Source organism: Hydrophilobacter chitinilyticus (assembly GCF_049860745.1).
GTDB lineage: Bacteria > Pseudomonadota > Gammaproteobacteria > Burkholderiales > Burkholderiaceae_C > Rhodoferax_B.
In genome coordinates this window covers 5,217,491-5,239,472 of sequence record NZ_CP187561.1, presented here as the reverse complement: position 1 = coordinate 5,239,472, position 21,982 = coordinate 5,217,491, and the positions used below count along the sequence as shown (strand labels likewise).

The 21,982-nt window shown below is 60.0% G+C and carries 18 protein-coding genes and 1 tRNA gene; 9 read left to right on the top strand and 10 right to left on the bottom strand.

What is annotated here, in order from left to right; genetic code table 11:
* Positions 1–57 precede the first annotated feature (57 nt).
* The 6 genes from ACPWMG_RS23450 to ACPWMG_RS23425 all read right to left on the bottom strand — a co-directional run bounded on the left by ACPWMG_RS23450 (position 58) and on the right by ACPWMG_RS23425 (position 5,027).
* Positions 58–684: a 50S ribosomal protein L25/general stress protein Ctc gene (locus ACPWMG_RS23450; RefSeq protein ID WP_483301902.1), complete on the bottom strand. Its 627-nt coding sequence runs from the start codon at positions 682–684 to the stop codon at positions 58–60.
* 98 nt (positions 685–782) lie between these two features.
* Positions 783–1,748 carry a ribose-phosphate pyrophosphokinase gene (locus ACPWMG_RS23445; protein ID WP_483301901.1) on the bottom strand — a complete coding sequence of 322 codons (966 nt, stop codon included), beginning with the start codon at positions 1,746–1,748 and terminating at the stop codon, positions 783–785.
* A 61-nt stretch (positions 1,749–1,809) separates the two neighbouring features.
* Positions 1,810–1,886, bottom strand: a tRNA-Gln gene (locus tag ACPWMG_RS23440).
* 32 nt (positions 1,887–1,918) lie between these two features.
* Entirely contained in the window at positions 1,919–2,773 is an 855-nt protein-coding gene (gene ispE, locus ACPWMG_RS23435; RefSeq protein ID WP_483301900.1) for a 4-(cytidine 5'-diphospho)-2-C-methyl-D-erythritol kinase, read from the bottom strand.
* Positions 2,770–3,144 carry a lipoprotein insertase outer membrane protein LolB gene (locus tag ACPWMG_RS23430; protein WP_483301899.1) on the bottom strand — a complete coding sequence of 125 codons (375 nt, stop codon included), beginning with the start codon at positions 3,142–3,144 and terminating at the stop codon, positions 2,770–2,772. Before ACPWMG_RS23430 ends, ispE begins: the two co-directional genes overlap by 4 nt.
* Before the next feature lie 143 nt (positions 3,145–3,287).
* Positions 3,288–5,027: a tetratricopeptide repeat protein gene (locus tag ACPWMG_RS23425; RefSeq protein WP_483301898.1), complete on the bottom strand. Its 1,740-nt coding sequence runs from the start codon at positions 5,025–5,027 to the stop codon at positions 3,288–3,290.
* A 39-nt stretch (positions 5,028–5,066) separates the two neighbouring features.
* Here ACPWMG_RS23425 and mutM point away from each other — a divergent pair, with 39 nt between their 5' ends.
* From mutM to mutY, 3 genes are all read left to right on the top strand, one after another.
* On the top strand, positions 5,067–5,882 hold the full coding sequence (gene mutM / locus ACPWMG_RS23420; protein WP_483301897.1) for a bifunctional DNA-formamidopyrimidine glycosylase/DNA-(apurinic or apyrimidinic site) lyase: 816 nt from the start codon (positions 5,067–5,069) through the stop codon (positions 5,880–5,882).
* A gap of 75 nt (positions 5,883–5,957) precedes the next feature.
* Positions 5,958–7,958 carry a dynamin family protein gene (locus ACPWMG_RS23415; RefSeq protein ID WP_483301896.1) on the top strand — a complete coding sequence of 667 codons (2,001 nt, stop codon included), beginning with the start codon at positions 5,958–5,960 and terminating at the stop codon, positions 7,956–7,958.
* Positions 7,958–9,016, top strand: coding sequence for an A/G-specific adenine glycosylase (gene mutY, locus ACPWMG_RS23410; protein ID WP_483301895.1), 1,059 nt, complete (start codon positions 7,958–7,960; stop codon positions 9,014–9,016). Before ACPWMG_RS23415 ends, mutY begins: the two co-directional genes overlap by 1 nt.
* A 90-nt stretch (positions 9,017–9,106) precedes the next feature.
* On the opposite strand, the gene rapZ is transcribed toward mutY, so the two are convergent.
* From rapZ to ACPWMG_RS23395, 3 genes are read right to left on the bottom strand one after another with little or no spacing between them, the layout of a single operon-like run.
* Positions 9,107–10,021 carry an RNase adapter RapZ gene (gene rapZ / locus ACPWMG_RS23405; protein WP_483301894.1) on the bottom strand — a complete coding sequence of 305 codons (915 nt, stop codon included), beginning with the start codon at positions 10,019–10,021 and terminating at the stop codon, positions 9,107–9,109.
* 36 nt (positions 10,022–10,057) lie between these two features.
* A complete protein-coding gene (gene recN / locus ACPWMG_RS23400; protein ID WP_483301893.1) occupies positions 10,058–11,701 on the bottom strand; it encodes a DNA repair protein RecN in 1,644 nt (547 codons plus the stop codon).
* Between the two features lie 2 nt (positions 11,702–11,703).
* On the bottom strand, positions 11,704–12,600 hold the full coding sequence (locus tag ACPWMG_RS23395; protein WP_483301892.1) for an NAD kinase: 897 nt from the start codon (positions 12,598–12,600) through the stop codon (positions 11,704–11,706).
* A 28-nt stretch (positions 12,601–12,628) separates the two neighbouring features.
* Between ACPWMG_RS23395 and hrcA the strand changes: the two genes are divergently transcribed.
* The 5 genes from hrcA to galE all read left to right on the top strand — a co-directional run bounded on the left by hrcA (position 12,629) and on the right by galE (position 19,575).
* On the top strand, positions 12,629–13,633 hold the full coding sequence (gene hrcA, locus ACPWMG_RS23390) for a heat-inducible transcriptional repressor HrcA (protein ID WP_483301891.1): 1,005 nt from the start codon (positions 12,629–12,631) through the stop codon (positions 13,631–13,633).
* Between the two features lie 399 nt (positions 13,634–14,032).
* Positions 14,033–16,150, top strand: a complete 2,118-nt coding sequence (locus ACPWMG_RS23385; RefSeq protein ID WP_483301890.1) for a TonB-dependent receptor — start codon at positions 14,033–14,035, stop codon at positions 16,148–16,150.
* 37 nt (positions 16,151–16,187) lie between these two features.
* A complete protein-coding gene (locus ACPWMG_RS23380) occupies positions 16,188–16,871 on the top strand; it encodes a Fe2+-dependent dioxygenase (RefSeq protein WP_483301889.1) in 684 nt (227 codons plus the stop codon).
* On the top strand, positions 16,868–17,998 hold the full coding sequence (locus ACPWMG_RS23375; protein ID WP_483301888.1) for an alpha-hydroxy acid oxidase: 1,131 nt from the start codon (positions 16,868–16,870) through the stop codon (positions 17,996–17,998). Before ACPWMG_RS23380 ends, ACPWMG_RS23375 begins: the two co-directional genes overlap by 4 nt.
* A gap of 563 nt (positions 17,999–18,561) precedes the next feature.
* Positions 18,562–19,575, top strand: a complete 1,014-nt coding sequence (gene galE, locus ACPWMG_RS23370; RefSeq protein ID WP_483301887.1) for a UDP-glucose 4-epimerase GalE — start codon at positions 18,562–18,564, stop codon at positions 19,573–19,575.
* Positions 19,576–19,783: 208 nt separating this feature from the next.
* Here galE and metK read toward each other — a convergent pair whose 3' ends face one another.
* Positions 19,784–20,965: a methionine adenosyltransferase gene (gene metK / locus ACPWMG_RS23365; RefSeq protein ID WP_483301886.1), complete on the bottom strand. Its 1,182-nt coding sequence runs from the start codon at positions 20,963–20,965 to the stop codon at positions 19,784–19,786.
* 141 nt (positions 20,966–21,106) lie between these two features.
* Between metK and ACPWMG_RS23360 the strand changes: the two genes are divergently transcribed.
* Entirely contained in the window at positions 21,107–21,982 is an 876-nt protein-coding gene (locus ACPWMG_RS23360) for a lysophospholipid acyltransferase family protein (RefSeq protein ID WP_483301885.1), read from the top strand.

Genomic DNA, 21,982 nt, shown 5'->3' with positions numbered 1-21,982 from the left:
TGGACGTAAAAAAGCCCAGCAGAGCTGGGCTTTTTGAAGCGAGGTGCCAGAAGTGGATTACTTCTTGCCCTTGCCCTTGGCAGGTGCAGCAGCGGCTGCAGGAGCAGCTTCTTCCACAACCTTAGGCGCCACAACCGACACCAGCACGGGGTTCACAGCACCACCCTTGATGGTTGCCTTGACGCCCTTAGGCAGCGTGATGTCCTTCAAATGCAGCGAAGAACCCTTCTTCAGCGTCGTCAGGTCAACGGCGATGAACTCAGGGATGTCTGCTGGGAAGCAGGTCACTTGCAGTTCGGTCACGACGTGCGTGATCAGGCAGTGGTCCAGCTTGAAAGCTGGAGATTCTTCGTCGCCGGAATAGTGCACTGGCACCTTCACGGTCATCTTGGTCTTGTCGTCCACGCGTTGGAAGTCAACGTGCAGAATTTGTTGGCGGTAGGGGTGCATTTGCACGTCGCGCAACAAAACCTTGCTCACGGAGCCGTTCAGTTCCATGTCCAGAATGCTGGAGTGGAAGGCTTCCTTCTTGATGGCGTGCCACAGTGCGTTGTGATCGAGTTCGATCGCGACGACGGGTTCATTGGTGCCACCAAAAACGATACCAGGGGTACGGCCGGAAATGCGGAGACGGCGGCTCGCACCCGTGCCCTGCAGATTGCGCTCAAAAGCGACGAAATTCATAATTAACTCCTGAAGAAGTGCATCGCGACCAATGTCACTCCAGTTTGACAAAAGCCTGCGATCACCTTGCGGTGCTCACAGGCTGACGATTGTCTCGATCAGTTTTGATCGGAGAACAAACTCATGACCGACTCACCGTTGGCAATGCGCTGGATCGTTTCGCCGATCAGCGGGGCCACAGTGAGTTGGCGAATTTTCTTGCAAGCGGCGGCGGCATCGCTCAACGGGATGGTGTTGGTCACTACCACTTCGTCGAGTGCCGAGCCCTTGGAAATACGTTCGATGGCCGGGCCCGAGAAAATCGGGTGTGTACAGTAGGCGTAGACCTTCTTGGCACCGCGTTCTTTCAACACTTCGGCGGCCTTCACCAAGGTGCCAGCGGTGTCGATCATGTCGTCCATGATCACGCAGTTGCGGCCATCGATTTCACCGATGACGTGCATCACTTCGCTGACGTTGGCCTTGGGACGGCGCTTGTCGATGATGGCCATGTCGCAACCGAGTTGCTTGGCCAAGGCACGTGCACGCACCACACCACCAACGTCCGGCGACACCACGATCAAGTCTTCGTAGTTTTGCTGGCGCAGATCGCCCAGCAAAACGGGGGACGCATAAATGTTGTCCACCGGAATGTCGAAGAAACCTTGGATCTGGTCGGCGTGCAGGTCCATGGTCAACACGCGGTCAACACCCACGGCTTGCAGCATGTTGGCCACAACCTTGGCCGTGATCGGCACGCGGGCCGAACGTGGGCGGCGGTCTTGGCGCGCGTAACCAAAGTAAGGAATCACCGCGCTGATGCGTTCGGCAGAAGCACGTTTCAGTGCGTCCACCATGATCAGCAGTTCCATGATGTTGTCGTTGGTGGGAGCACACGTGCTCTGCACCACGAACACATCACGCGCACGCACGTTCTGATTGATCTCGACCGTCACTTCACCGTCAGAGAAACGGCCGACGCTGGCATCGCCGAGAGAGATGCCAAGATGTTTAGCAATATCAGCGGCCATGCCTGGATTGGCATTGCCGGTGAAAACCATGAAATCAGTGTGGGTGGGCTGCATGAGCTTTGGGGCGATGAATTAACTTGCCGGTACGTTTAACGTCTGCGCGTTGAAACATATTTGGCAGGGGAAGAAGGATTCGAACCTTCGCATGCCGGAATCAAAATCCGGTGCCTTAACCAACTTGGCGACTCCCCTACACAGGTTGCCCGCTTTGAACGGACGACCGATTAACTCTCGCTGGAGGCCCAACCCAATAAAGGATGTGCCTCCATGTTGCTGCACTGACGAACGAGCCACAGTGGATCTGCATCGGATGCATCTACTGTGCTTGGCACGCTTGCAAGGTGTGCGAAAACCGCGCTACCTGAACCAGTCATTTTGCCGTTTAACCCTTTGTCATTGAGCCAACCAATGGCTCTTGTAACAGCAGGACAAAGTGTCTCGGCAACTGGCTGCAAATCGTTCTTACCAAATTCGTAAGGCCTAGCAGCAAAGCCTGCGAGTATAGCACTATCAGAATCACGTTTCAAACTAGATGCTGAAAAAATTGCTTTTGTCTCGAGACCTTCTGGTGGTTTGACCACCAAGAAGTCGGCTGCTGGCAACTCAACGGGCGCTATTGTCTCACCAATTCCCTCTACCCAAGCGTGTCTGCCCGATAAAAAAAATGGGACGTCGGCGCCAAGCCGCAGTGCCAAGGTTTGTAGCGTTGAAATGGGTAAGCGCAAATCCCACAGACGGTTGAGGGCGAGCAAGCAACTGGCTGCGTCTGATGAGCCCCCGCCCATGCCGGCTTGGGCGGGAATGCTTTTGGCAATGCCGATCTCTGCACCGAGCGTGGTGCCGGTTAATTCTTTCAGCGCACGTGCGGCGCGCAGAATCAAATCGTCTGCGGGCAGTGGGGTAGTGAGGTCGGTGCGGCTGAGTTGGCCGTCGCGGCGCAACTCGAAGTGCAGCGTGTCACACCAATCGATGAGCATGAAGACCGACTGCAACAGGTGGTAGCCATCGGCGCGGCGGCCGGTGATGTGCAGAAACAGATTCAACTTGGCCGGAGCCGGAACGTCGTACAGAGCCTTCATGGTTCCAAAACAATTCGCAGGTCGGCCTGCGGTGCGGGTGTGCTGCGGCGGGCGGCCAGGCGCCCGTCGGGTAAGCGGGAGAGGTCGGCTTGCCAGCCGGGTACGGCTGTGTTGTTGCCGCCCAGCCAGTCGAACAAAGCTGCGACGGGAATGACGCTGCCTGTGGCTTGCTGGATCAGCGCATCCATGGATTCAAATGTGCGTGTTTCGCCGTTGGCGGTCAGGCGCGCCAAGCCGTTCTGCCAGTCGAGCATGGCCAGTGTGCCGCCGAAGGGCGTGAACAGTTTCAACTCGCCTGCCTGTGCGTTGCCCTTGAGCTCAAAGGCTGCGGTGAATGACTGCGCAGAGGTGTCTTCGACCTGCAGCGACATGCGGCCACTCCAGAACGCAGACGTCGGACGTATGCGATCAGGTGTACTGGTGGCGCAGCCCGCGAGCAGGCTGCTGGCCCCTAATAGCCATACCGCAAAATGCCGCCGCGAGCCTTGCCACGCAGTTGCGATCTCCCGTGACGTCAAAGCTTCACCTTGAGGCGTTTCAGCGTCTCCTGCAATGTTTCATTGTCAGGATTGATCAGCATGCCTTCTTTCCAGATGGCCGATGCCCGTTCGGTCTGCCCCATGCTCCATAGCACCTCGCCCAAGTGGGCGGCGATTTCAGCATCGGGCTTGGATTTGTAGGCTTCGTCCAGAATGCGCAGCGCTTCTGCCTTGTTGCCCATACGGAATTCGACCCAAGCCAAGCTGTCGGAAATGAAGGGGTCGTTGGGCGCGTATTCCAGCGCTTTTTGCACCAACTGCTTGGCTTCGGGTAGGCGCACGTTGCGATCTGCCAGCGAGTAGCCCAGCGCGTTGTACGCGTGGTGAAAGTCTGGCTTGATCACCATCACTTCGCGCAAGATGCGCTCCATGTCGGCCGGCTTGTCCATCTTCTCGGCGATCATGGCCTGGTCGTACATCAGGTCGGTGTCGCGCGGGGATTGCACCAGCGCCTTGGCCAGCAAATCGTAAGCGGCTTGGTATTGCTTGTTGTCGCGCAGCAGTTGCACTTCGGCTGACAGCTTGGTGCGGGCATCCGCAGGCGTGCGCTCGGGGAGCGATTGGATGAGCTTGCGGCCTTGTTCGATCTGGCCTTGCTTGGCCATGAGCGATGCGCGCCGAATTTGCGCGCCGTAAAGCGCTTGTGGGTCATCGACGCGTGCCAGCCACTTTTCTGCGGCGGCGTAGTCTTTACGTTTTTCTGCTGCCTCGGCCAGTGATAGGTAGATCTGCACCAAAGCGCGTGTGCGTTCTTCGCTCGGCGGCTGCGCTTGCAATAAGCCCAGCACGCGTTGGAAGGACTTTTCCGCGTCTGCCGCCTGGTTGGCCTGCAGTTGCAGGGCGCCCAGCAGCATCCAGCCTTCGGTGAAGTCAGGGCTTTCCTTGGTGAGTGATTGCAATTGCTGGGTGGCCTCGGCGTAGCGTTGCGCTTCGACCAGTGCACGCGCGTAGCTCACACGAAATTCGGGGCTTGGTTTACCGGCTGCATACTTTTGAGCAATGGCTTCCGCCAAGGGGGCTTGCGGGCCCATCATCTGCAGCGCCAGAAATGCCGGGGCGGAGGAGGTGGGATCAATGGCTTGCCCGTTGCGCGCAGCTTCCAGTGCCCCCGAGTTGTCTTGTGCCATCAGGCGCATGCGGCCCACAGTGCTCCAGGCCACGGCGCCTTCAGCGCGCGTGTCGAGATAGGGCTTTAGCGCCTCTTCCACGGTACTGGCGGCCAGCTTCTTGTCGGTCACGCGCGCATAGGTGCGGGGAATCGCGGCCATTGACAAGGGGCGTTCGACATCGCTGACCAAGGTCAAGTCTGTACGCAACGGCTCGAGTGTGTCGCCCACCCGGTTGACCGCAAGCAAGATTTGCAGGACGTAGCGGTTGGCCTCGCGCGAAAGCGGCTGGCTTTCTTTCCACGCACGTGCTGCCTGTAGTGCGGCATCGCCAGAGCGGGCTTTCAGCGCAATTTCAACGGCGCGTTGGTAAAGTCTGCTGTCGTCAGACTTGCGAGCCGAGTCGAGAATCAGCGCGAACGCCGTCCCGGGGTCGCCGGAATTGAGGTTCATTTCCCCCAATAACAACTCGTAGAACAGCTCCGCCGTGAGGGCCGAGGTCTCGGGCGCGGCGTCTTCGGGGGGCGTTGGCGCTGCATGAGCGCCGAAGCAGGCAGCGAACGCAAGCGTCGCCAGGAAATGGAGTTTGAATCGGGGTGGTCGCTTCATCGACCCATAATAATCCAACCCCGTTAACCGTTGCATGCCATGCCCGAACTACCCGAAGTTGAAGTCACCCGCTTGAGTTTTGCCGACCGCATTGCTGGCGCCGAGATTACCGAGGCGCACCTGGGCAAGCCGCTGCGCTGGCCACTGAGCACCGACCCCGGTGACTTGGTGGGGCGTCGGGTGCTGGAGGTGCGCCGGCGTGGCAAGTACCTGTTGTTGATGCTGGACCGTGGGGTGCTGCTGGTGCACCTGGGCATGTCAGGCAGACTGCACTTTGCGGCGCGGCAAGACGCGGCAGGCGTGCACGACCATTTTGATTTGGTGACCACGCGCGGCACCTTGCGGCTGCACGACCCGCGCCGGTTTGGCGCGGTGGTCTACGTGGAGAGCCTGGATTCACCTCAAGCCGTGAAGCTGCTCGGGCGCTTGGGTGTGGAGCCTCTGCAAGATGATTTTGACCTGGCCGCTTTCCACGCGGGCCTGCGATTGCGCCGCACCGCCATCAAACAAGTATTGCTGCAGGGGCAACTGGTGGTGGGGGTGGGCAATATTTATGCATCAGAGGCGCTTTTTCTGGCGGGGATCCGGCCGACCACCATTGCCGCCACCATCAGCAAACCGCGCGCGGCCAAGTTGCATGCGGCGGTAAAGGACGTGTTGGGCCGCGCAGTGTTGCGTGGCGGCAGCACTTTGCGCGATTTCGCCAACGCGCATGGCGAGACCGGTTACTTCCAGTTGGAAGCCATGGTCTACGACCGCAAAGGCTTGCCCTGCCGTCAATGCGGCACGCCCATCGTGGCGTTGCGGCAGGGACAACGATCGACTTTTTATTGTCCTAGCTGCCAAGTACGCTGATATGCGTATGCCCAAATTGCATGCAGCGATGCTATATTTTCAGCTCATGGGCATTCCACGCACTGTATTTTCCCGGTGACTACTTCATTTAACGAGCAGTTCGGCCAGTACGGCGCGTGGCGACGAGAGTTCGCCCTGCGCCTCAAACTGTTGTCCGCCTGGATGAAAGAGCACGACCTGCTTGATGCGGGGGTGCAGCAGCGCCTGGACCGTTTGACCGAGCAGATGCGCAGCGACAAGGTGCTGGTCGCCTTTGTGGCCGAGTTTTCGCGCGGCAAATCCGAACTCATCAACGCCATCTTTTTTGCCAGCTACGGTCGGCGCATCATGCCGGCTGGGGCCGGTCGCACCACCATGTGTCCCACCGAGCTGGGCTACGACCCGGCCGTGCCGGCGTGTTTGCGGCTGTTGCCCGTGGGTTCGCGACGCGACCCGCGCGCCCTGTCTGAGTGGCGCCAAACCCCGGAAGAGTGGACGCAGATTGCGCTCGACGTGCACGATCCTGCGCAGTTGGCCACTGCGTTGGCGATGGTGGCCGAGGTCGACCACGTCACCCGCGAAGAGGCCCGTACGCTGGGTTTCTGGCATGACGAACTGCCGGACGACAACCCCTTGGTGGATGCCGCTGGCCTGGTGCAAGTGCCCCGCTGGCGCCATGCCTTGGTGAACATCGCCCATCCCCTGTTGCAGCAGGGCTTGGTGATTTTGGATACGCCCGGCTTGAATGCCGTGGGTGCCGAGCCCGAACTGACGGTCAACCTGATCCACCAAGCCCATGCCGTGGTGTTTATTTTGGCGGCCGACACCGGGGTGACCAAGTCTGACCTTTCGGTGTGGCGCGAGCACTTGAGCGGCGAACCAGCCGACTCTGAAGCGCGCTTGGTGGTGCTGAACAAGATTGACACCCTGTGGGATGCGATGAGCCAGCCTGAGGCCATAGCGGCGCAGATCGCGCAGCAGCGCGCCACGTCTGCCGCCATGCTGGGCGTGGTGCCTGAGCGCGTGATGGCTGTGTCGGCCCAAAAAGGCTTGCTCGCCAAAGTCAGCGCCGATAGCGGCCTGCTGCGCGCCAGTGGCCTGCCGGTGCTGGAGAACGTGCTGGCCGAAGACATCGTGGGCCAGCGCCAAGCCATTTTGCGGGCTGTGGTAGCGCGCGGCATTGCCGACCTGCGTACTGAGACCAGTCGCATCATCCACATGCGCCGCCGTGAATTGGCCGAGCAGAAGCTGGACTTGCAAGGACTGGGGGGTAAGAACACGGCCGTCATCAAGAACATGCGCCAGCGCATCGAGCAAGAAAAACACGAGTTCGACGTGGGTGCCGCCAAAGTGCCCGCTGTGCGCGCGGTGCAGCACAAACTATTGGGTGATGCCTTCGTGCTGCTCGGCAGCCGCGCCCTGAAGAGTGAAATGCACAACCTGGGCGTGGCCCTGCGCAAGCCTGGCTTGAAGCTCGGCGTGAAGCGTGTCTATGCCGACACCTTTGCACAGCTGCGCTCCAGCCTGGACAAGGCGCGCAACCACGGCCAGGAAATCCAGAGCATGCTGGCGGCCACGTTCACCCAGCTTAATGCCGAGTACGGTTTTTCTTTGCAACCCCCGGCCGAGCCCGACCTGCAGCGCTTCTACGGCGAGCTGTCGCAAATCGAAAGCAGCCACGTGCGCTACCTGGGGCTGAGCCATACGCTGAAGCTCGGCCAGCCTGAGTTTGTCGACCGGCTGGTGCGTGCGCTCAACACGCGGGTGCAGGGCGTTTACGAATCGGCGTTTGCGGAAATCGAGATATGGAGCAAATCGGCCTCGGCACAACTGGAAGCCCAGCTCAAAGAACGCCGCACCACCTTTGGTCGGCGGCTGGAGGCTATTGACCGCATCCAGCAAGCCGCCGGTAGCCTGGACAGCCGCGTCAACGAGATCGAAACCCAAGAAGCCGTGTTGGGGCAACTGGAGACGCGGCTGCAGTTGTTGACCTCGTATTTCTTGTCCACCAGCGACCAAGACAACAGCCTCAGCGCTGAGCAAATTGATGCCGCCGTCCAAAGCACGGGCTGGCAGGATACGGACGTTCAATCCTAATGACAGTTGTAGAAGAATCGACCGCGACGCTGGACGTCGCGGAACGTGTTGTGCGTTGGCAAGAAACCCATGGTCGACACGGCCTGCCTTGGCAAAGTACGCGCGATCCGTACCGCGTGTGGCTGTCGGAAATCATGCTGCAGCAAACCCAGGTGAGTGCGGTGCTGGAGTACTTTCCGCGATTTCTGGCACGCTTTCCTGACGTGGCCACGCTCGCCGCTGCTCCGCAAGACGATGTGCTGGCGCTGTGGGCGGGCCTGGGCTACTACAGCCGCGCGCGCAATCTGCTGAAGTGCGCGCAGCAGGTGATGGCCGAGCATGGCGGCAAGTTTCCACCCACCGCTGACGGCCTGCAAACGCTGCCGGGTATTGGCCGCTCCACTGCAGCCGCCATTGCCTCGTTTTGCTACGGCGAGCGCGCGGCCATTTTGGATGGCAACGTCAAACGTGTGCTCACGCGCGTGCTGGCCTATGAGAATGATTTGTCGGTGCCCGCGCACGAGCGCCAGCTTTGGAACATGGCCACCGACCTGCTGCCGCATGACGACCTGCAGCGCACCATGCCGCGCTACACCCAGGGGTTGATGGACTTAGGGGCCACGGTCTGTCTGGCGCGCAACCCGTCATGTCTGCTGTGCCCGCTGCGCGCGATCTGTGCCGGCCATCGGGCTGGCAATCCGTTGCGATATCCAGTCAAAACGCGCAAGCTCAAACGCAGTTCGGAGTCTTGGTGGTTGCTGTGGGCCACTGATGCGCAAGGGCGTGTGTGGCTGGAGCGTCGATCCGACACCGGTGTGTGGGCCGGACTGTTTTGCATGCCTGTGTTTACCGATCGGCTGGCCTTGATGGCTGCGTTGCCACCGGCTACAAGCGGCGACGCGATAGACGAGCTGCCTGCCGTGCTGCACGTGCTGACGCACAAAGATCTGCATTTGCACCCGGTGTGTGTGCGTTGGGCGCATGCATCAGCACCGGGCCTTCATGGCGAATGGGTTGAGCCTGCGCGCTTGGCGGCCGTAGGTTTGCCTGCGCCGATTCGCAAGTTCATGCAAACCTAGGCTGCCATCGGATTTGCTATTGAAAACGTAGCTTCCACCGCTTTTACAGAAAGCGTAGCAGGCTAGTTCTTCTTAAGCCCTGTCAGGGGCTTAAAAAATGGTGTTGCCGAACTTGGTGACAGAAGTCGAGCTCTGCAACACACTGCGGCTGTCTAGCTCGCGATGGCGCTTCAGCGTGGTCCAGCGGCGGCTGAAGTGCGCCGTCAACGCCTCCACCAAATACACCGAACGGTGCTGCCCCCCGGTGCAGCCAATGCCCACCGTCACATAGCTGCGGTGGTCGCGGGCCAGCAGGTCGAGCCAATGCGATAAGAACTTTTCAACGTGGCTGAACATCTGCGCCACATCGCGGCTTTGGCGTAAGAACTCGGCCACGGGCTCGTCGCGGCCCGTCAAGTCGCGCAGGGCCGGCTCGTAGTGGGGGTTGGGCAGCATGCGCACGTCAAACACATAGTCGGCATCCAGCGGAATGCCGCGCTTGAAGGCAAACGATTCGAACACCAGCGTGAGTTGGTTGCCGGGGGCGGCCACCAGCGACTTGATGTAGCCCTGCAGTTGCGAGGCTCGGATAGCGCTGGTGTCGATCACATGGGCCCGCTCGCGCAGTTCTGACAGCAGCTCGCGTTCAAGTTCAATCGCTTCGAACAACGCGCGCTGCTGGTTCAACATGTCGGTCTGCGACAGCGGGTGGCGGCGGCGAGTCTCGGAGTAGCGGCGTACCAGCGTGTCGGTAGCAGCATCCAGAAACAGCGACTTGATGCGCACGCCATGCTGGCGCAAGGTGGCCAGATGTTGCGGTACCGCCGGCAGTGACTTGGCACTGCGCACGTCCATGGCAATGGCAACCTTGCCCGCACCACGGGTCTGCTCCAGTTTGACAAATTCGAGCAGCAACTCGGGTGGCAGGTTGTCGACGCAGTAAAAGCCTGCGTCTTCCAGCGCGTGCAGGGCCACCGACTTGCCGGAGCCCGACATACCCGTAATGAGGACGATTTCTGGTTGCATGAGGCCGAGGTTACCTTAAACCAAATAGTTTTTGGCTCACAACAATCCCAGCATTTCCTTGGCATGCGCCAACGTCGTGTTGGAGAGATGTTCACCGCCCAACATTCGTGCGATCTCTGCAACCCGAGCCTCGCCCACCACGGGCGCCACTTGGCTTTCGGTCTGCGCGCCGGCACGTTGTTTGGAGACAAGCAAATGGTTGTCGGCACAGGCTGCGACCTGGGGCAGGTGGGTGACGGCTAACACTTGGCGGTCACGGCCCAGTTGCTTCATCAGCCGGCCCACGGTCTCGGCTACCGCGCCGCCCACACCAGAATCTACTTCGTCAAAGATCAGCGTTTGTGCCGTGCCCAGTTCGCTGGTGGTGACGGCAATGGCCAACGCAATACGCGACAACTCACCGCCTGAGGCCACTTTGCCCACCGCGCGCGGCGTGCTGCCAGCATGCCCGGCCACCAGAAAGAGCACTTCTTCCTGGCCACTGGCAGTGGGTTCTATTTTGTTCAACTCCACCTCAAACCGTCCGCCTTGCATGCCCAGCCCCTGCATGGCTTGGGTGATGGCTTTGGCCAGTTTGGGCGCACCTTGGGTGCGTAATTTGCTGAGCGCCTTGGCCTCTGCCAGATAAGCGTTTTGCGTCTTCTTTTCGGTCGCTTCCAGTGCACCAAGATTGGTGGCGGCGTCCAGCCTGGCCAGCTCTTGCTTCCATGAGGCGAGCAACGCCGGTAGCTCTTGCGGCGTACGTTTGTAGCGGCGTGCCAGCGAGATCCAGCGCGAGAGACGGTCGTCCAGTTCGGCCAATCTATCGGGGTCAAGTTCAGTGCGGCGCAGACTGGAGTGCAGCGAATGCGCCGCGTCTTCGGCTTGCGCCAGGCTGGAGGCCAACACGTCTGCCAGTTCTGCGTATTCGGGAGCGATATGCGCTTGGCTCTGCAGAGACTGCTGGGCACGTGTGAGGCCGCTCAGAGCGCCGCTGTCGTCGTTTTCCAGTGCGTCGATGGCGGATTGCACGGCATCGATCAGGCTTTGTGCATTGGCCAAGCGAGCGTGCTGGGTGTTCAGGTCTTCCCACTCATCCATGCCAGGCGCGAGCTTGTCGACTTCGCCAATTTGCCAACTCAGCCGTTCCTGTTCTTGCTGCAGCGAGTCTTGTGCGGCACGGGCGTCGGCCAGCGCTTTTAAGGCGCTGCGCCAGGCGGCCCAGAGGGCTTCGAGCGCACGTGTGTCAGCACCTGCATAGGCATCGAGCAGCCCGCGCACGGTGTCGGGACGGGTCAGGCTTTGCCAGGCGTGTTGGCCGTGGATGTCGAGCAACTGGTCGCCCAATTCGCGTAACTGGGCAGCGGTGGCGGGGCTGCCATTGACCCATGAGCGGCTTTTGCCCTGCGCGTCGATCGTGCGACGCAACAGCAGCGAATCGGTGTTGTCGAAACCCGCTTCGGTGAGCCACGTGTTGATGCTGTCGGTGTTGTCGAACTCCACGCTGATGTCGGCACGCGTAGCGCCTTCGCGCACCACGCCAGCGTCGGCACGGCTGCCCAGCGCCAGTTGCAGCGCGTCGATCAAAATGGATTTACCTGCGCCGGTTTCGCCGGTGAGCACACTGAAGCCGGCCGACAAATCCAGCTCCAGTTCGCGCACGATCACAAAGTCGCGCAGGGTGATGCGTTTCAGCGGCATGCTCAGGAGCCTCTCTCGTTCCAATGCAGTTTTTTACGTAGCGTGTCGAAGTAACTCCAGCCGCGCGGATGCAAGAACCGCACGCGGTGCTGCGAGCGGCGCACCGAGATACGGTCGCCCAGTTGCAGCGAGGCCAGCGACTGCATATCGAAGTTGGCGCTGGCGTCGCGACCAGCCACCAGTTCAATCACGATCTCGCCGGCATCGGCCAGCACAAACGGGCGGTTTGATAGTGTGTGCGGCGCAATCGGCACCAGCACCCAGCCGGGGATGGATGGGTGCATCAGTGGACCGCCGGCGGATAGGGCGTAGGCCGTGGAGCCGGTGGGCGTGGAGATGATCAAGCCGTCGGCGCGCTGGTTCGAAACCGGCAGGCCGTCCACCTCAATGCGCAGTTCCACCATGCCCGACGTGGCGCCGCGGTTGACCACCACATCGTTCAGCGCCCGCGCGTCAAACACGCAGCCGCCTTGCCGCATCACCCGTGCATGCATCATGCTGCGGTGGTCTTCTTCATAGGCGCCTTGTAGCATCGACTCGAGTGCGCTTTGGTAGCTCTCAATCGGGATGTCGGTGATGAAACCCAGGCGCCCCTGGTTAATGCCAATCAGGGGTACGCCGTATTGCGCCAGCAGCCGCCCAATGCCGAGCATGGTGCCGTCGCCGCCCACCACCAGACCCAGATCGCACTCGGCGCCAATGGTCTCGATGTCCATGGCGGGGTAGCCCGCAAGGCCGGTGTTTTGGATGGTTTCGCGTTCCACGACCACCGTGCAGCCCTGGCCAGTCAGGAAGCCAGCAATCTCTTCCAGCGCTTTGCGCGAGGCAACGGAGCCCATGCCCGCACCTGGGGCGTGGTATTTGCCAAACAGCGCAACGTGGCGGAATTTAGAGTTCATTTTGAAATTACATCATTAAAATGATTTGATGCTGGATGATCGTGCGAAGTTGTTGCTCAAAGCGCTGGTGGAACGCTATATCGCGGATGGGCAACCCATCGGTTCGCGTACCTTGTCGCGGGCGTCTGGCCTAGAGTTGTCGCCAGCCACTATCCGCAACGTCATGTCCGACTTGGAAGAGTTGGGCCTGATCGCCAGCCCACACACTTCCGCGGGGCGTATTCCCACTTCGAAAGGGTACCGCCTGTTTGTTGACACCATGTTGACGACGCAGCGCGAAACTTTGCAGCCGCCGCAACTGGTGGCGGAGCAGCCACAGAAGGTAATCGCCAACGCGGCGAATCTGCTGTCTAACCTGTCGCAGTTTGTTGGTGTGGTGATGGCGCCGCGTCGGACCTCGGTGTTTCGTCACATCGAGTTTTTGCGTTTGTCCGAACGGCGCTTGCTGGTGATCATCGTCTCGCCCGATGGTGACGTGCAAAACCGCGTGTTGTTCACCGAAAACGACTTCACCCAGTCGCAGTTGGTGGAGGCATCGAATTACCTGAACGCCGAATACGCTGGCTTGGCCATGGAGCAAGTGCGTGAGCGCCTCAAGAGCGAGGTCGAAGGTCTGCGCTCGGAGATTGCGGCCTTGATGCAGGCTGCAGTGCACGTCAGCTCAGAAGCCTTGAATCAGGGCGACGGAGAAGTGGTGATTTCGGGTGAGCGCAATTTGCTGTCGGTGAGCGATTTCGCCAGCGACATGGGGCAGCTGCGCCGCGCTTTTGATCTGTTCGAGCAAAAAACGCAATTGATGCGTTTGCTGGACAGCTCTAGCCAGGCCCCAGGTGTGCGTATCTATATTGGCGGCGAAAGCCAAGTGGTGCCCATCGAAGAGCTTTCCATTGTGAGTGCGCCGTACGCGGTCGATGGCCATGTTGTCGGCACGCTGGGCGTGATCGGGCCCACTCGTATGGCGTACGACCGCATGATCCAGATTGTGGACATCACATCCAAATTGGTCAGCAACGCGCTGAGCCACAGCAAATAAGCCTGCGCCCTGCAATGGGGCTCAACTGGGCTAAACCGCGGGAGCGGGTCAACGGCCAACGCGTTTTCAGCGGTCAAAAATATGTCGCGTCAATGAATTTTGTTGCATAAATACAAATTTTCATATCTCAATGATATTGATTCGCAATAGCGTACTTACAATTGTTTGCGATTCATTTCGTGAGGTAAGAGGCGCGCGCTTTGCTCGGGGCTCCAACTCATTTTTAGCTTTTCAACCCTGGGTTGGACCATTTCGGAGGCCAAATTGGCTCATAACAACACGCGCATTAGCCGCAAAAAATCGAATTCCAAAGTAACGCAATCGTCCGTTAGCGCTCTCAAAGCCACGGTATCAGGCGTCTCTACAACTGATATTGGCAAGCTGCCAATGGGCGCCTTGATGCTGGCTGCTTCAGTCAGCGGCTGGGCCCAATCGGCTGATGCCACCAAAAGCTTGAGCACGGTGACGGTGACGGAAAAGGCCGAGCAGCAGCAAGGCAAGGACGCACTGCAAACCAAGAAAACGACGATTGGCAAGGGCACGCAAGACATTCGCGATATTCCCCAATCTATCAACGTGGTGACCGAGCGTCTGCTCGACGAAAAGCGCATCGACAACCTGAACGACGCGCTGCGCCTGACTGCCGGTGTGACGTTCTCGGCCGCTGAAAACGGCTCCATGCAAGACATCTTCATCCGCGGCTTCTCCGTGGCCCAAGTGGGTGACTTGTTGATCGACGGTATGAAGGATGCCTCGCTGTACGAGCGCGAAACCTTCAACCTGGACCGTATTGAAGTGATGCGCGGTTCGGCTTCCATGATCTTTGGCCGTGGGTCCACGGGCGGTGTGGTCAACCAAGTGAACAAGAAGCCCCTGGCCGTGAACCAGAGCGATGTGGACTTCACTGTTGGCACCGGCGCCTACAAGCGTGCGACGGGTGACTTCAACATCGTGACCGGCGAAGACGCCGCTCTGCGCCTGAACGTGATGGCCACCAACGCCAACAACTACGGCGCCAACATCCAGAAGTACGGCGTAGCTCCGGCCTACACCTTCGGTATGGGCACGCGTGACGAAATCACCATCGGCGCTTACTACCTGGATTACGACAACACCCTCTGGAACAACCTGCCGTACAACACCATCGGCTCGCGTATTGACGCACATGACTGGTACGGTACCGACAGCGACTTCTCAAAGGGTACGGCCAAGTATGCCTACCTGCAGCACACGCACCGCTTCAATGACGGTGGTGAACTGCGCACCCAAGCGCGCTCGGGCAACTTCCAGCGCCGTACGTGGCTGACGCAAACGCGTTTTGCCGGTACGCCCGCGACTTGGACCGATTCCACCGTCATCACCCGCGCCGGCCTGACACCGCGCAAGGACGAATACGACGGTACCTACTTCCAAAGCGACTACAGCAACAACTTCACTGGCCTGGGCTTCAAGCATGCTGTGTTGGCAGGTGTGGACTTCGCCTGGGAAAAGGCTGACCGCTACACGCAAAGCGTAGCAGGCGCAAACAAAGGCACAACCACCATCGGCACGCCAGGCGGCGGTTATGTGGTGCGTGAGCCTGTGTTTGGTACCACGCCAACCGGTGGCTATGACTCCAAGTCGTATGGCGTCTACGCGCAAGATCTGGTGCAAGTGGCTGAATACTGGAAGGTGTTGGGCGGTTTGCGTTGGGACTCCATCAAGGGTGACTTCAGCTCGACCACCGCTACAAACGGCGTGACGAACTTCAACAAGGCCAGCATGTCGGACAACGTGCCGAGCTACCGTTTCGGTGTGTTGTTCCAGCCGTCGGAGACCGCGTCGTACCACTTCTCGTACAGCACGTCGTTCAACACCTCGGCTGACACCTACCAGTACGTGACGCAACAAAACGCCAACACGCCACCAGAAAAGAGCCGCAACATCGAGTTGGGTGCCAAGCTGGACTGGATGGAAGGCAAGCTGTCGACCCGTGCAGCGCTGTTCCGTACGGAGAAGTACAACGAACGTACCACCGATGCTGACTTTGCTGGCGACGCCTACCTGCTGTCCGGCAAGCGCCACAGCACCGGTCTGGAACTGGAAATCGTCGGCCGTCCTGCGCCCAAGTGGGAAACCTACTTCTCCTACGCCTACATCTGGGATACCAACATCGACAAGGCCGGCAGCGCTGCTACTGCGCAAGCTACGGTGGGTCAACCTTTTGGCCTGGTGCCACGTCACAGCGGCAGCGTGTGGGCGACCTACCAAGCCACGCCCAAGCTGCGCGTCGGTCTGGGCATGACGGCTTCGTCGGAAAACTGGTCGATCAACGGCACGACGCCAACCCGTGGTGCCCGCGCCCCTGGCTACGCCGTGTTTGACGCGATGGGTGAATACCGCTTCACGGAAGACACCTACCTGCAGATCACGGCCAAGAACCTGGACAACCGCCTGTACGCAGCCGAGTTGTACCGTGGTTTCTACATGCCCGGCGCTGGCCGCTCGGTTCAAGCGACCGTCGGCACGCGTTTCTAAACGCGGCATAGCACGGCATAAAAGGCATACTTGGGGGATGTTGCATCTTCCTGGAATCCTGCGCGCCGATGAGTTGAAACAAGCCCGTGAGGTGATGGCCAAAGCCCCATGGGCTGACGGCGTCATTACCTCCGGCGCGCAGGCATCACTTGCTAAAAACAACCAGCAATTGCCGGAGACGAGCGAAGAAACGCGCTTGCTCCAGCGGCTGGTTCTGACGGGACTGGAACGCAGTCCCGTTTTCTTTTCTGCGGCGCTGCCGAAAAACATTTCGCCGCCGATGTTCAACCGCTATAGCGGTGCTGCGAACAGCTTTGGTAACCACGTGGACAGCGCCATCCGGTTTTTGCCAGGTGGGGCAGGCCGTGTGCGTACTGACCTATCTTGCACGTTGTTTTTATCCGAGCCCGACGAGTACGAAGGTGGCGAACTGGTCATGGAGTCCTTGTCTGGCCAGCAAAAAGTGAAGCTGGCTGCAGGTGACCTGGTGCTGTATGCCGGCACCAGCGTGCACCGCGTCAACCCCGTCACACGTGGCGCACGCCTAGCCTCATTCTTCTGGATTCAGAGCATGGTGCGCAGCGGTGAGCAACGCGAGTTGCTCTACAACATGGATAACTATTTGCGTCACTTGCGCAGCACAGTCGGTGAACAAGATCCGGGTGTCATCGGCCTGACCGGCACGTACCATAACCTGCTGCGCCAGTGGGTCGACACATGAGGCCGCCTCCGCCCAAACTGCAACCTGTTCCACCAGAAGTTGTGACGGTGGGGGATTACGAGCGTGCGGCGCAGCAGCGTCTGGACGACCGCACGTGGGCTTATTTGCATGGTGGTGCGGGAGATGAAATCACGTTGAACGCCAACTTGGCGGCATGGCGTGACTTGCCGCTGTGGCCTCGCGTGCTGCGCCGTTTGGTGGGCGGGCACACCCGCACCACGCTGCTCGGGCGTGAAATAGCGCACCCAATCTTGTTGGCACCGGTGGCGTTCCAGCAGCTCGCGCATCCAGATGGTGAGCTGGCCACAGTGCATGCTGCTGCAGCGCAAGGTGCGGGCATGGTGGTCAGTACGCAAGCCAGCATGCCGCTTGAAGTGTTGGCCGACGCCGTGCGGGCCGATCCGTTTCGCGGTCCGCTCTGGTTTCAGCTGTATCTGCAGTACGACCGGGACTTCAATCTTGATTTGATTCGGCGCGCCAAGTCAGCAGGGTATGAGGCTTTGGTGGTGACGGTCGATGCGCCCAGCAGTGGCGTGCGTGACCGCGAACGGCGCCATAACTTCAAAATGCCACCCCACGTGCATGCGGCCAACCTGGGGGGGTTACCCCCCAGGCCCGCAGTTTCGCTGGCGATGGGGCAAAGCCCGTTGTTCGATGGTTTGTTGACCCACGCACCGACATGGGCGGATATCGAGTGGTTGGTATCGGTCTCACCGCTGCCGGTGTTGCTCAAAGGCATTTTGCACCCTGAAGACGCTTTGCAAGCGATGCGCTGTGGGGCTGCTGGCGTGGTGGTGTCGAACCATGGCGGCCGCACACTCGACACGGCCATCAGTACGGCCGATGCGCTGCCAGGTATTGCCAACGCGGTGGCGGGTCAAATCCCGCTCTTGGTGGACGGTGGCATTCGCCGAGGCACCGATGTGCTAAAGGCGCTGGCGCTCGGTGCTGATGCCGTGTTGATTGGGCGCCCCGTGGTGCACGCTTTGGCCACGGCGGGCGCACAAGGTGTTGCACACGTTATTCGTCTGCTGCGCGACGAGTTGGAAATCGCCATGGCGTTGACCGGATGCGCGACCCTGGCCGATATCACACCTGAAGTTCTGTTTACGCGCCAAGTGAGATAGAGCGCGTGCAAAGGCGTGCAATAATATTTGGCTGTGGGCCGTTAGCTCAGTTGGTTAGAGCAGAGGACTTAAGGGCGTTTTCCTAAGGGCATCATCCACGGTGATGTGTATGGAAAATGCCAGATGGGTTGCTCAAGGTAAGTTCACTCTGCCTTGATGTAGAACTTCTCAAATTCGGTGAACGCTAAAGCGCTTAGGCGCCATGCCAACGCCGAGCGAAGCGCCAAATGCGCAAGCATTTGGTTGAACGTGTAGAGACTCGACGGGAAGGCCGAAAGGCAAGACAGAGTCCAGACCACGAACCGGAAACGGGCGGCGAAAGCCGAGGTGGTAAGCATAATCCTTTGGTCGTTGGTTCAAGTCCAACACGGCCTACCACTTCTTTTCAGTTCTTCTCTCGACAGAATTTGGCGCTTGAACTCGAGCCTGAATTTGTCATTCGAGCAAGACAAATGCGCGACATTCGGCGAGTCGTTTGTATCCTGCAGCGTTGGGTATGATGAAACTTGCTGCGCTGCAGCAGTACATTTCCTGAACAGCGTCACAAGGCGAGGGAGCTATCCATGATCATGGTCACAGGCGGTGCCGGCTATATCGGCACGCACATCTGCGTTGAATTGCTGGCTGCGGGGCACGACGTTGTGGTGTTCGACAACTTCAGCAACAGCCAGCCCGAGTCTTTGCAACGTGTTGAGCAAATCAGCGGCCGCAAGGTCACGTTGGTGCAAGGCGACATCCGCGATGGTGAATCACTTGCAGCCGCGCTGACGCAGTACGCCGTCAAGGCTGTTATCCACTGCGCGGGCCTCAAGGCGGTGGGCGAATCGGTGGAGCAGCCGCTTTCGTATTACGACAACAACGTTGTCGGTACGCTGCGCCTGCTGGAGGCCATGCGCAAGGCGGGCACCAACACGCTGGTGTTCAGTTCTTCTGCCACGGTGTATGGCGAGCCGCAATATTTGCCATTGACCGAAGCGCACCCGCTTTCGGCCACCAACCCCTACGGCCGCAGCAAGTTGATGATCGAAGACATGCTGCGCGACCTGTTCCGCAGCGACCCGAGCTGGCGCATCGGCATCCTGCGTTACTTCAACCCCGTGGGGGCGCATGCCAGCGGCAAGATTGGCGAAAACCCACGCGGCGTGCCTAACAACCTACTCCCGTTCGTGGCGCAAGTGGCCGTGGGCCAACGCGCAGCATTGAACGTGTGGGGCGATGACTACGACACCCCTGATGGCACCGGCGTGCGCGACTACATTCACGTGGTGGACCTCGCCGACGGCCATTTGAAAGCGCTGGAATACCTGCAAACGCAGGGCGGCTTGTTGACCGTCAACCTGGGCACCGGCATTGGCTACAGCGTGCTCGACATGGTGAAAGCCTTTGCCGAAGCCAGTGGCAAACCGGTGCCCTACCAAGTCATGCCGCGCCGCGCGGGCGATGTGGCTGCTTGTTATGCCGAACCCAGCGAGGCGCTGCGCCTGTTGGGTTGGCGCGCGGAGCGTGGGCTGGAGGCGATGTGTGCAGACGCCTGGCGTTGGCAGAGCGGCAACCCGAATGGCTTTGCGACCAACTGACGACTGAGTTGCCAAATGCAAAAAAGGGCTTGCCGTAGCAATACGGCAAGCCCTTTTGTTAGGTTAGCTAGATGCCAACCCAGAGGTGTTTACAGCCCGGCAGCCGCGCGCAGTGCTGCAGCTTTGTCGGTGCGTTGGTCTGCGTTCACATCGCTAGCGCGATATGAACTTCGCCCACGCGCGCCAACCGCGCTTTTGCGCGGCGGCCTTACAGGCCGGCTGCAGCACGTAATGCTGCAGCTTTGTCGGTGCGTTCCCAGGTGAACTCTGGCTCTTCGCGGCCAAAGTGGCCGTAGGCGGCGGTCTTTTCGTAGATCGGGCGCAGCAGGTCGAGCATCTGGATGATGCCTTTGGGGCGCAGGTCGAAGTGTTCGTTGACCAAAGCGGACAGCTTTTCGTCGGAGATCACACCCGTGCCTTCGGTGTAGACGGTGATGTTCATCGGGCGGGCCACACCAATGGCGTAGGCCACTTGGATCTGGCACTGGCGCGCCAAACCAGCGGCGACGATGTTCTTCGCCACGTAGCGGGCAGCGTAGGCGGCCGAACGGTCCACCTTGGATGGGTCCTTGCCTGAGAAGGCACCGCCGCCGTGTGGGCAGGCGCCGCCGTAGGTGTCCACAATGATCTTGCGGCCGGTCAAACCGCAGTCACCTTGCGGGCCGCCGATAACGAAACGACCCGTGGGGTTGATCAGGTACTTGGTGTCCTGCAGCCATTCCTTGGGCAGGACCGGCTTGATGATTTCCTCGATGATGGCTTCATTAAAGCTGGCCTTCATCTTGGTGGCGGTTTCCGACTGGTCGGGGTGGTGTTGCGTGGACAGCACCACGGTGTCGATGCTGTGCGGCTTGCCGTCCACATAACGCATCGTCACTTGGCTCTTGGCGTCGGGGCGCAGGAAAGGCAGGCGACCATCTTTGCGTAGTTGCGCTTGGCGCTCGACCAGGCGGTGCGCGTAGTAAATGGGCGCAGGCATCAGCTCAGGCGTTTCGTCGCAGGCGTAGCCGAACATCAGGCCTTGGTCGCCAGCGCCGATGTTCAGGTGGTCGTCACTGGCATGGTCCACGCCCTGGGCGATGTCGTTGCTTTGCTTGTCGTACGCCACCATCACGGCGCAGCCCTTGTAGTCAATGCCGTATTCGGTGTTGTCGTAGCCGATGCGCTTGATGGTGTCGCGCGCGACCTGGATGTAGTCGACGTGTGCGTTGGTGGTGATTTCACCTGCCAGCACCACCAAGCCGGTGTTGGTCAGCGTTTCAGCGGCTACACGGCTGCGCGGGTCTTGCTTGAAAATTGCGTCGAGAATGGCGTCGGAAATTTGGTCGGCTACCTTGTCGGGGTGGCCTTCAGACACGGATTCAGAGGTAAAGAGAAAGTCGTTCGCCATTTGAATAAACTCCACTGTTATAGAAAGACAGACCTGATGCGTTGCGTCTGGCTTTTGGAGCCTTGGCGAACGCTTTAGCAGATTTATTTACCGTCGCCCTGCAAGTTGTTCAGTAACTCAGCGACGACACAAGTTTACTCCATGCTCCGATTATTTCGTCTGTCCGCTTATCTCCCCTTGCCCGTGTTGCACGCGCTGGGCGTATTGCTGGGCTGGATCGTTTTTGCGTGCTCGCCCACCTACCGTCGCCGCTTTTGTGAAAACACGCAGCAAGCGGGTGTGCCCGCGAAACAGGCGCGCCGCGCCATTGGCGAGGCCGGCAAGCTGGTGACGGAGTTGCCTTGGCTATGGCTGCGGCCTGCCGCACAGAAAATTCCGAAGATCAGTTGGCAAGGTGAAGAGCGGCTGGAAGCCGCACTGGCGCTGGGTAAAGGCGTGATCTTCATGACGCCGCACGTCGGCAGTTTCGAGGCCGTGCCGCAAGCGCAAGCTGTGCGATTCAGCCCGCGTTATGGCGACATGACTATCCTTTACCGGCCTTCGCGTTTCGCCTGGGTCGACACGCTGCTCAAAGAAGTCCGCTCGGCACCTGGGCTGGAGGCCGCGCCCACGACCACCGGCGGTGTGCGCGTCATCATGAAAGCCTTGCGCCAAGGCAGGGTGGTTGGCTTGCTACCCGACCAGGTGCCCGGTGAAGGGCAGGGCGTGTGGGCGCCGTTTTTTGGCCGCCCAGCCTACACCATGACGCTGGCGTTGCGTCTGGCGCGCCAGAGCGGCGCGCCGATGTTGGTCGCTTTAAGCGAGCGGCTATCGTGGGGCCGTGGCTACGTGGTGCACGTCGAGCCGCTGGAGTTGCCGCTCGACCAGGGCGATGAGGTGGCGGCAGCGGCCATGAACGCCGCCATGGAGCGCCTGATTCTGAAGCGCGCCGGCATGTACCTCTGGAGTTATGCCCGCTACAAAACACCGCGTGCCACGCCGATGGAAACGGCCGCCAGCAAAACCCCAAATCCCTGA

Bases quoted from the DNA above. Each gene is read 5' to 3' on its own strand.
- ACPWMG_RS23450 (WP_483301902.1), bottom strand. From the start codon at position 684: ATGAATTTCGTCGCTTTTGAGCGCAATCTGCAGGGCACGGGTGCGAGC.
- ACPWMG_RS23445 (WP_483301901.1), bottom strand. From the start codon at position 1,748: ATGCAGCCCACCCACACTGATTTCATGGTTTTCACCGGCAATGCCAAT.
- ispE (WP_483301900.1), bottom strand. From the start codon at position 2,773: ATGAAGGCTCTGTACGACGTTCCGGCTCCGGCCAAGTTGAATCTGTTT.
- ACPWMG_RS23430 (WP_483301899.1), bottom strand. From the start codon at position 3,144: ATGTCGCTGCAGGTCGAAGACACCTCTGCGCAGTCATTCACCGCAGCC.
- ACPWMG_RS23425 (WP_483301898.1), bottom strand. From the start codon at position 5,027: ATGAAGCGACCACCCCGATTCAAACTCCATTTCCTGGCGACGCTTGCG.
- mutM (WP_483301897.1), top strand. From the start codon at position 5,067: ATGCCCGAACTACCCGAAGTTGAAGTCACCCGCTTGAGTTTTGCCGAC.
- mutY (WP_483301895.1), top strand. From the start codon at position 7,958: ATGACAGTTGTAGAAGAATCGACCGCGACGCTGGACGTCGCGGAACGT.
- rapZ (WP_483301894.1), bottom strand. From the start codon at position 10,021: ATGCAACCAGAAATCGTCCTCATTACGGGTATGTCGGGCTCCGGCAAG.
- recN (WP_483301893.1), bottom strand. From the start codon at position 11,701: ATGCCGCTGAAACGCATCACCCTGCGCGACTTTGTGATCGTGCGCGAA.
- ACPWMG_RS23395 (WP_483301892.1), bottom strand. From the start codon at position 12,600: ATGAACTCTAAATTCCGCCACGTTGCGCTGTTTGGCAAATACCACGCC.
- hrcA (WP_483301891.1), top strand. From the start codon at position 12,629: ATGCTGGATGATCGTGCGAAGTTGTTGCTCAAAGCGCTGGTGGAACGC.
- ACPWMG_RS23385 (WP_483301890.1), top strand. From the start codon at position 14,033: ATGCTGGCTGCTTCAGTCAGCGGCTGGGCCCAATCGGCTGATGCCACC.
- ACPWMG_RS23380 (WP_483301889.1), top strand. From the start codon at position 16,188: ATGTTGCATCTTCCTGGAATCCTGCGCGCCGATGAGTTGAAACAAGCC.
- ACPWMG_RS23375 (WP_483301888.1), top strand. From the start codon at position 16,868: ATGAGGCCGCCTCCGCCCAAACTGCAACCTGTTCCACCAGAAGTTGTG.
- galE (WP_483301887.1), top strand. From the start codon at position 18,562: ATGATCATGGTCACAGGCGGTGCCGGCTATATCGGCACGCACATCTGC.
- metK (WP_483301886.1), bottom strand. From the start codon at position 20,965: ATGGCGAACGACTTTCTCTTTACCTCTGAATCCGTGTCTGAAGGCCAC.
- ACPWMG_RS23360 (WP_483301885.1), top strand. From the start codon at position 21,107: ATGCTCCGATTATTTCGTCTGTCCGCTTATCTCCCCTTGCCCGTGTTG.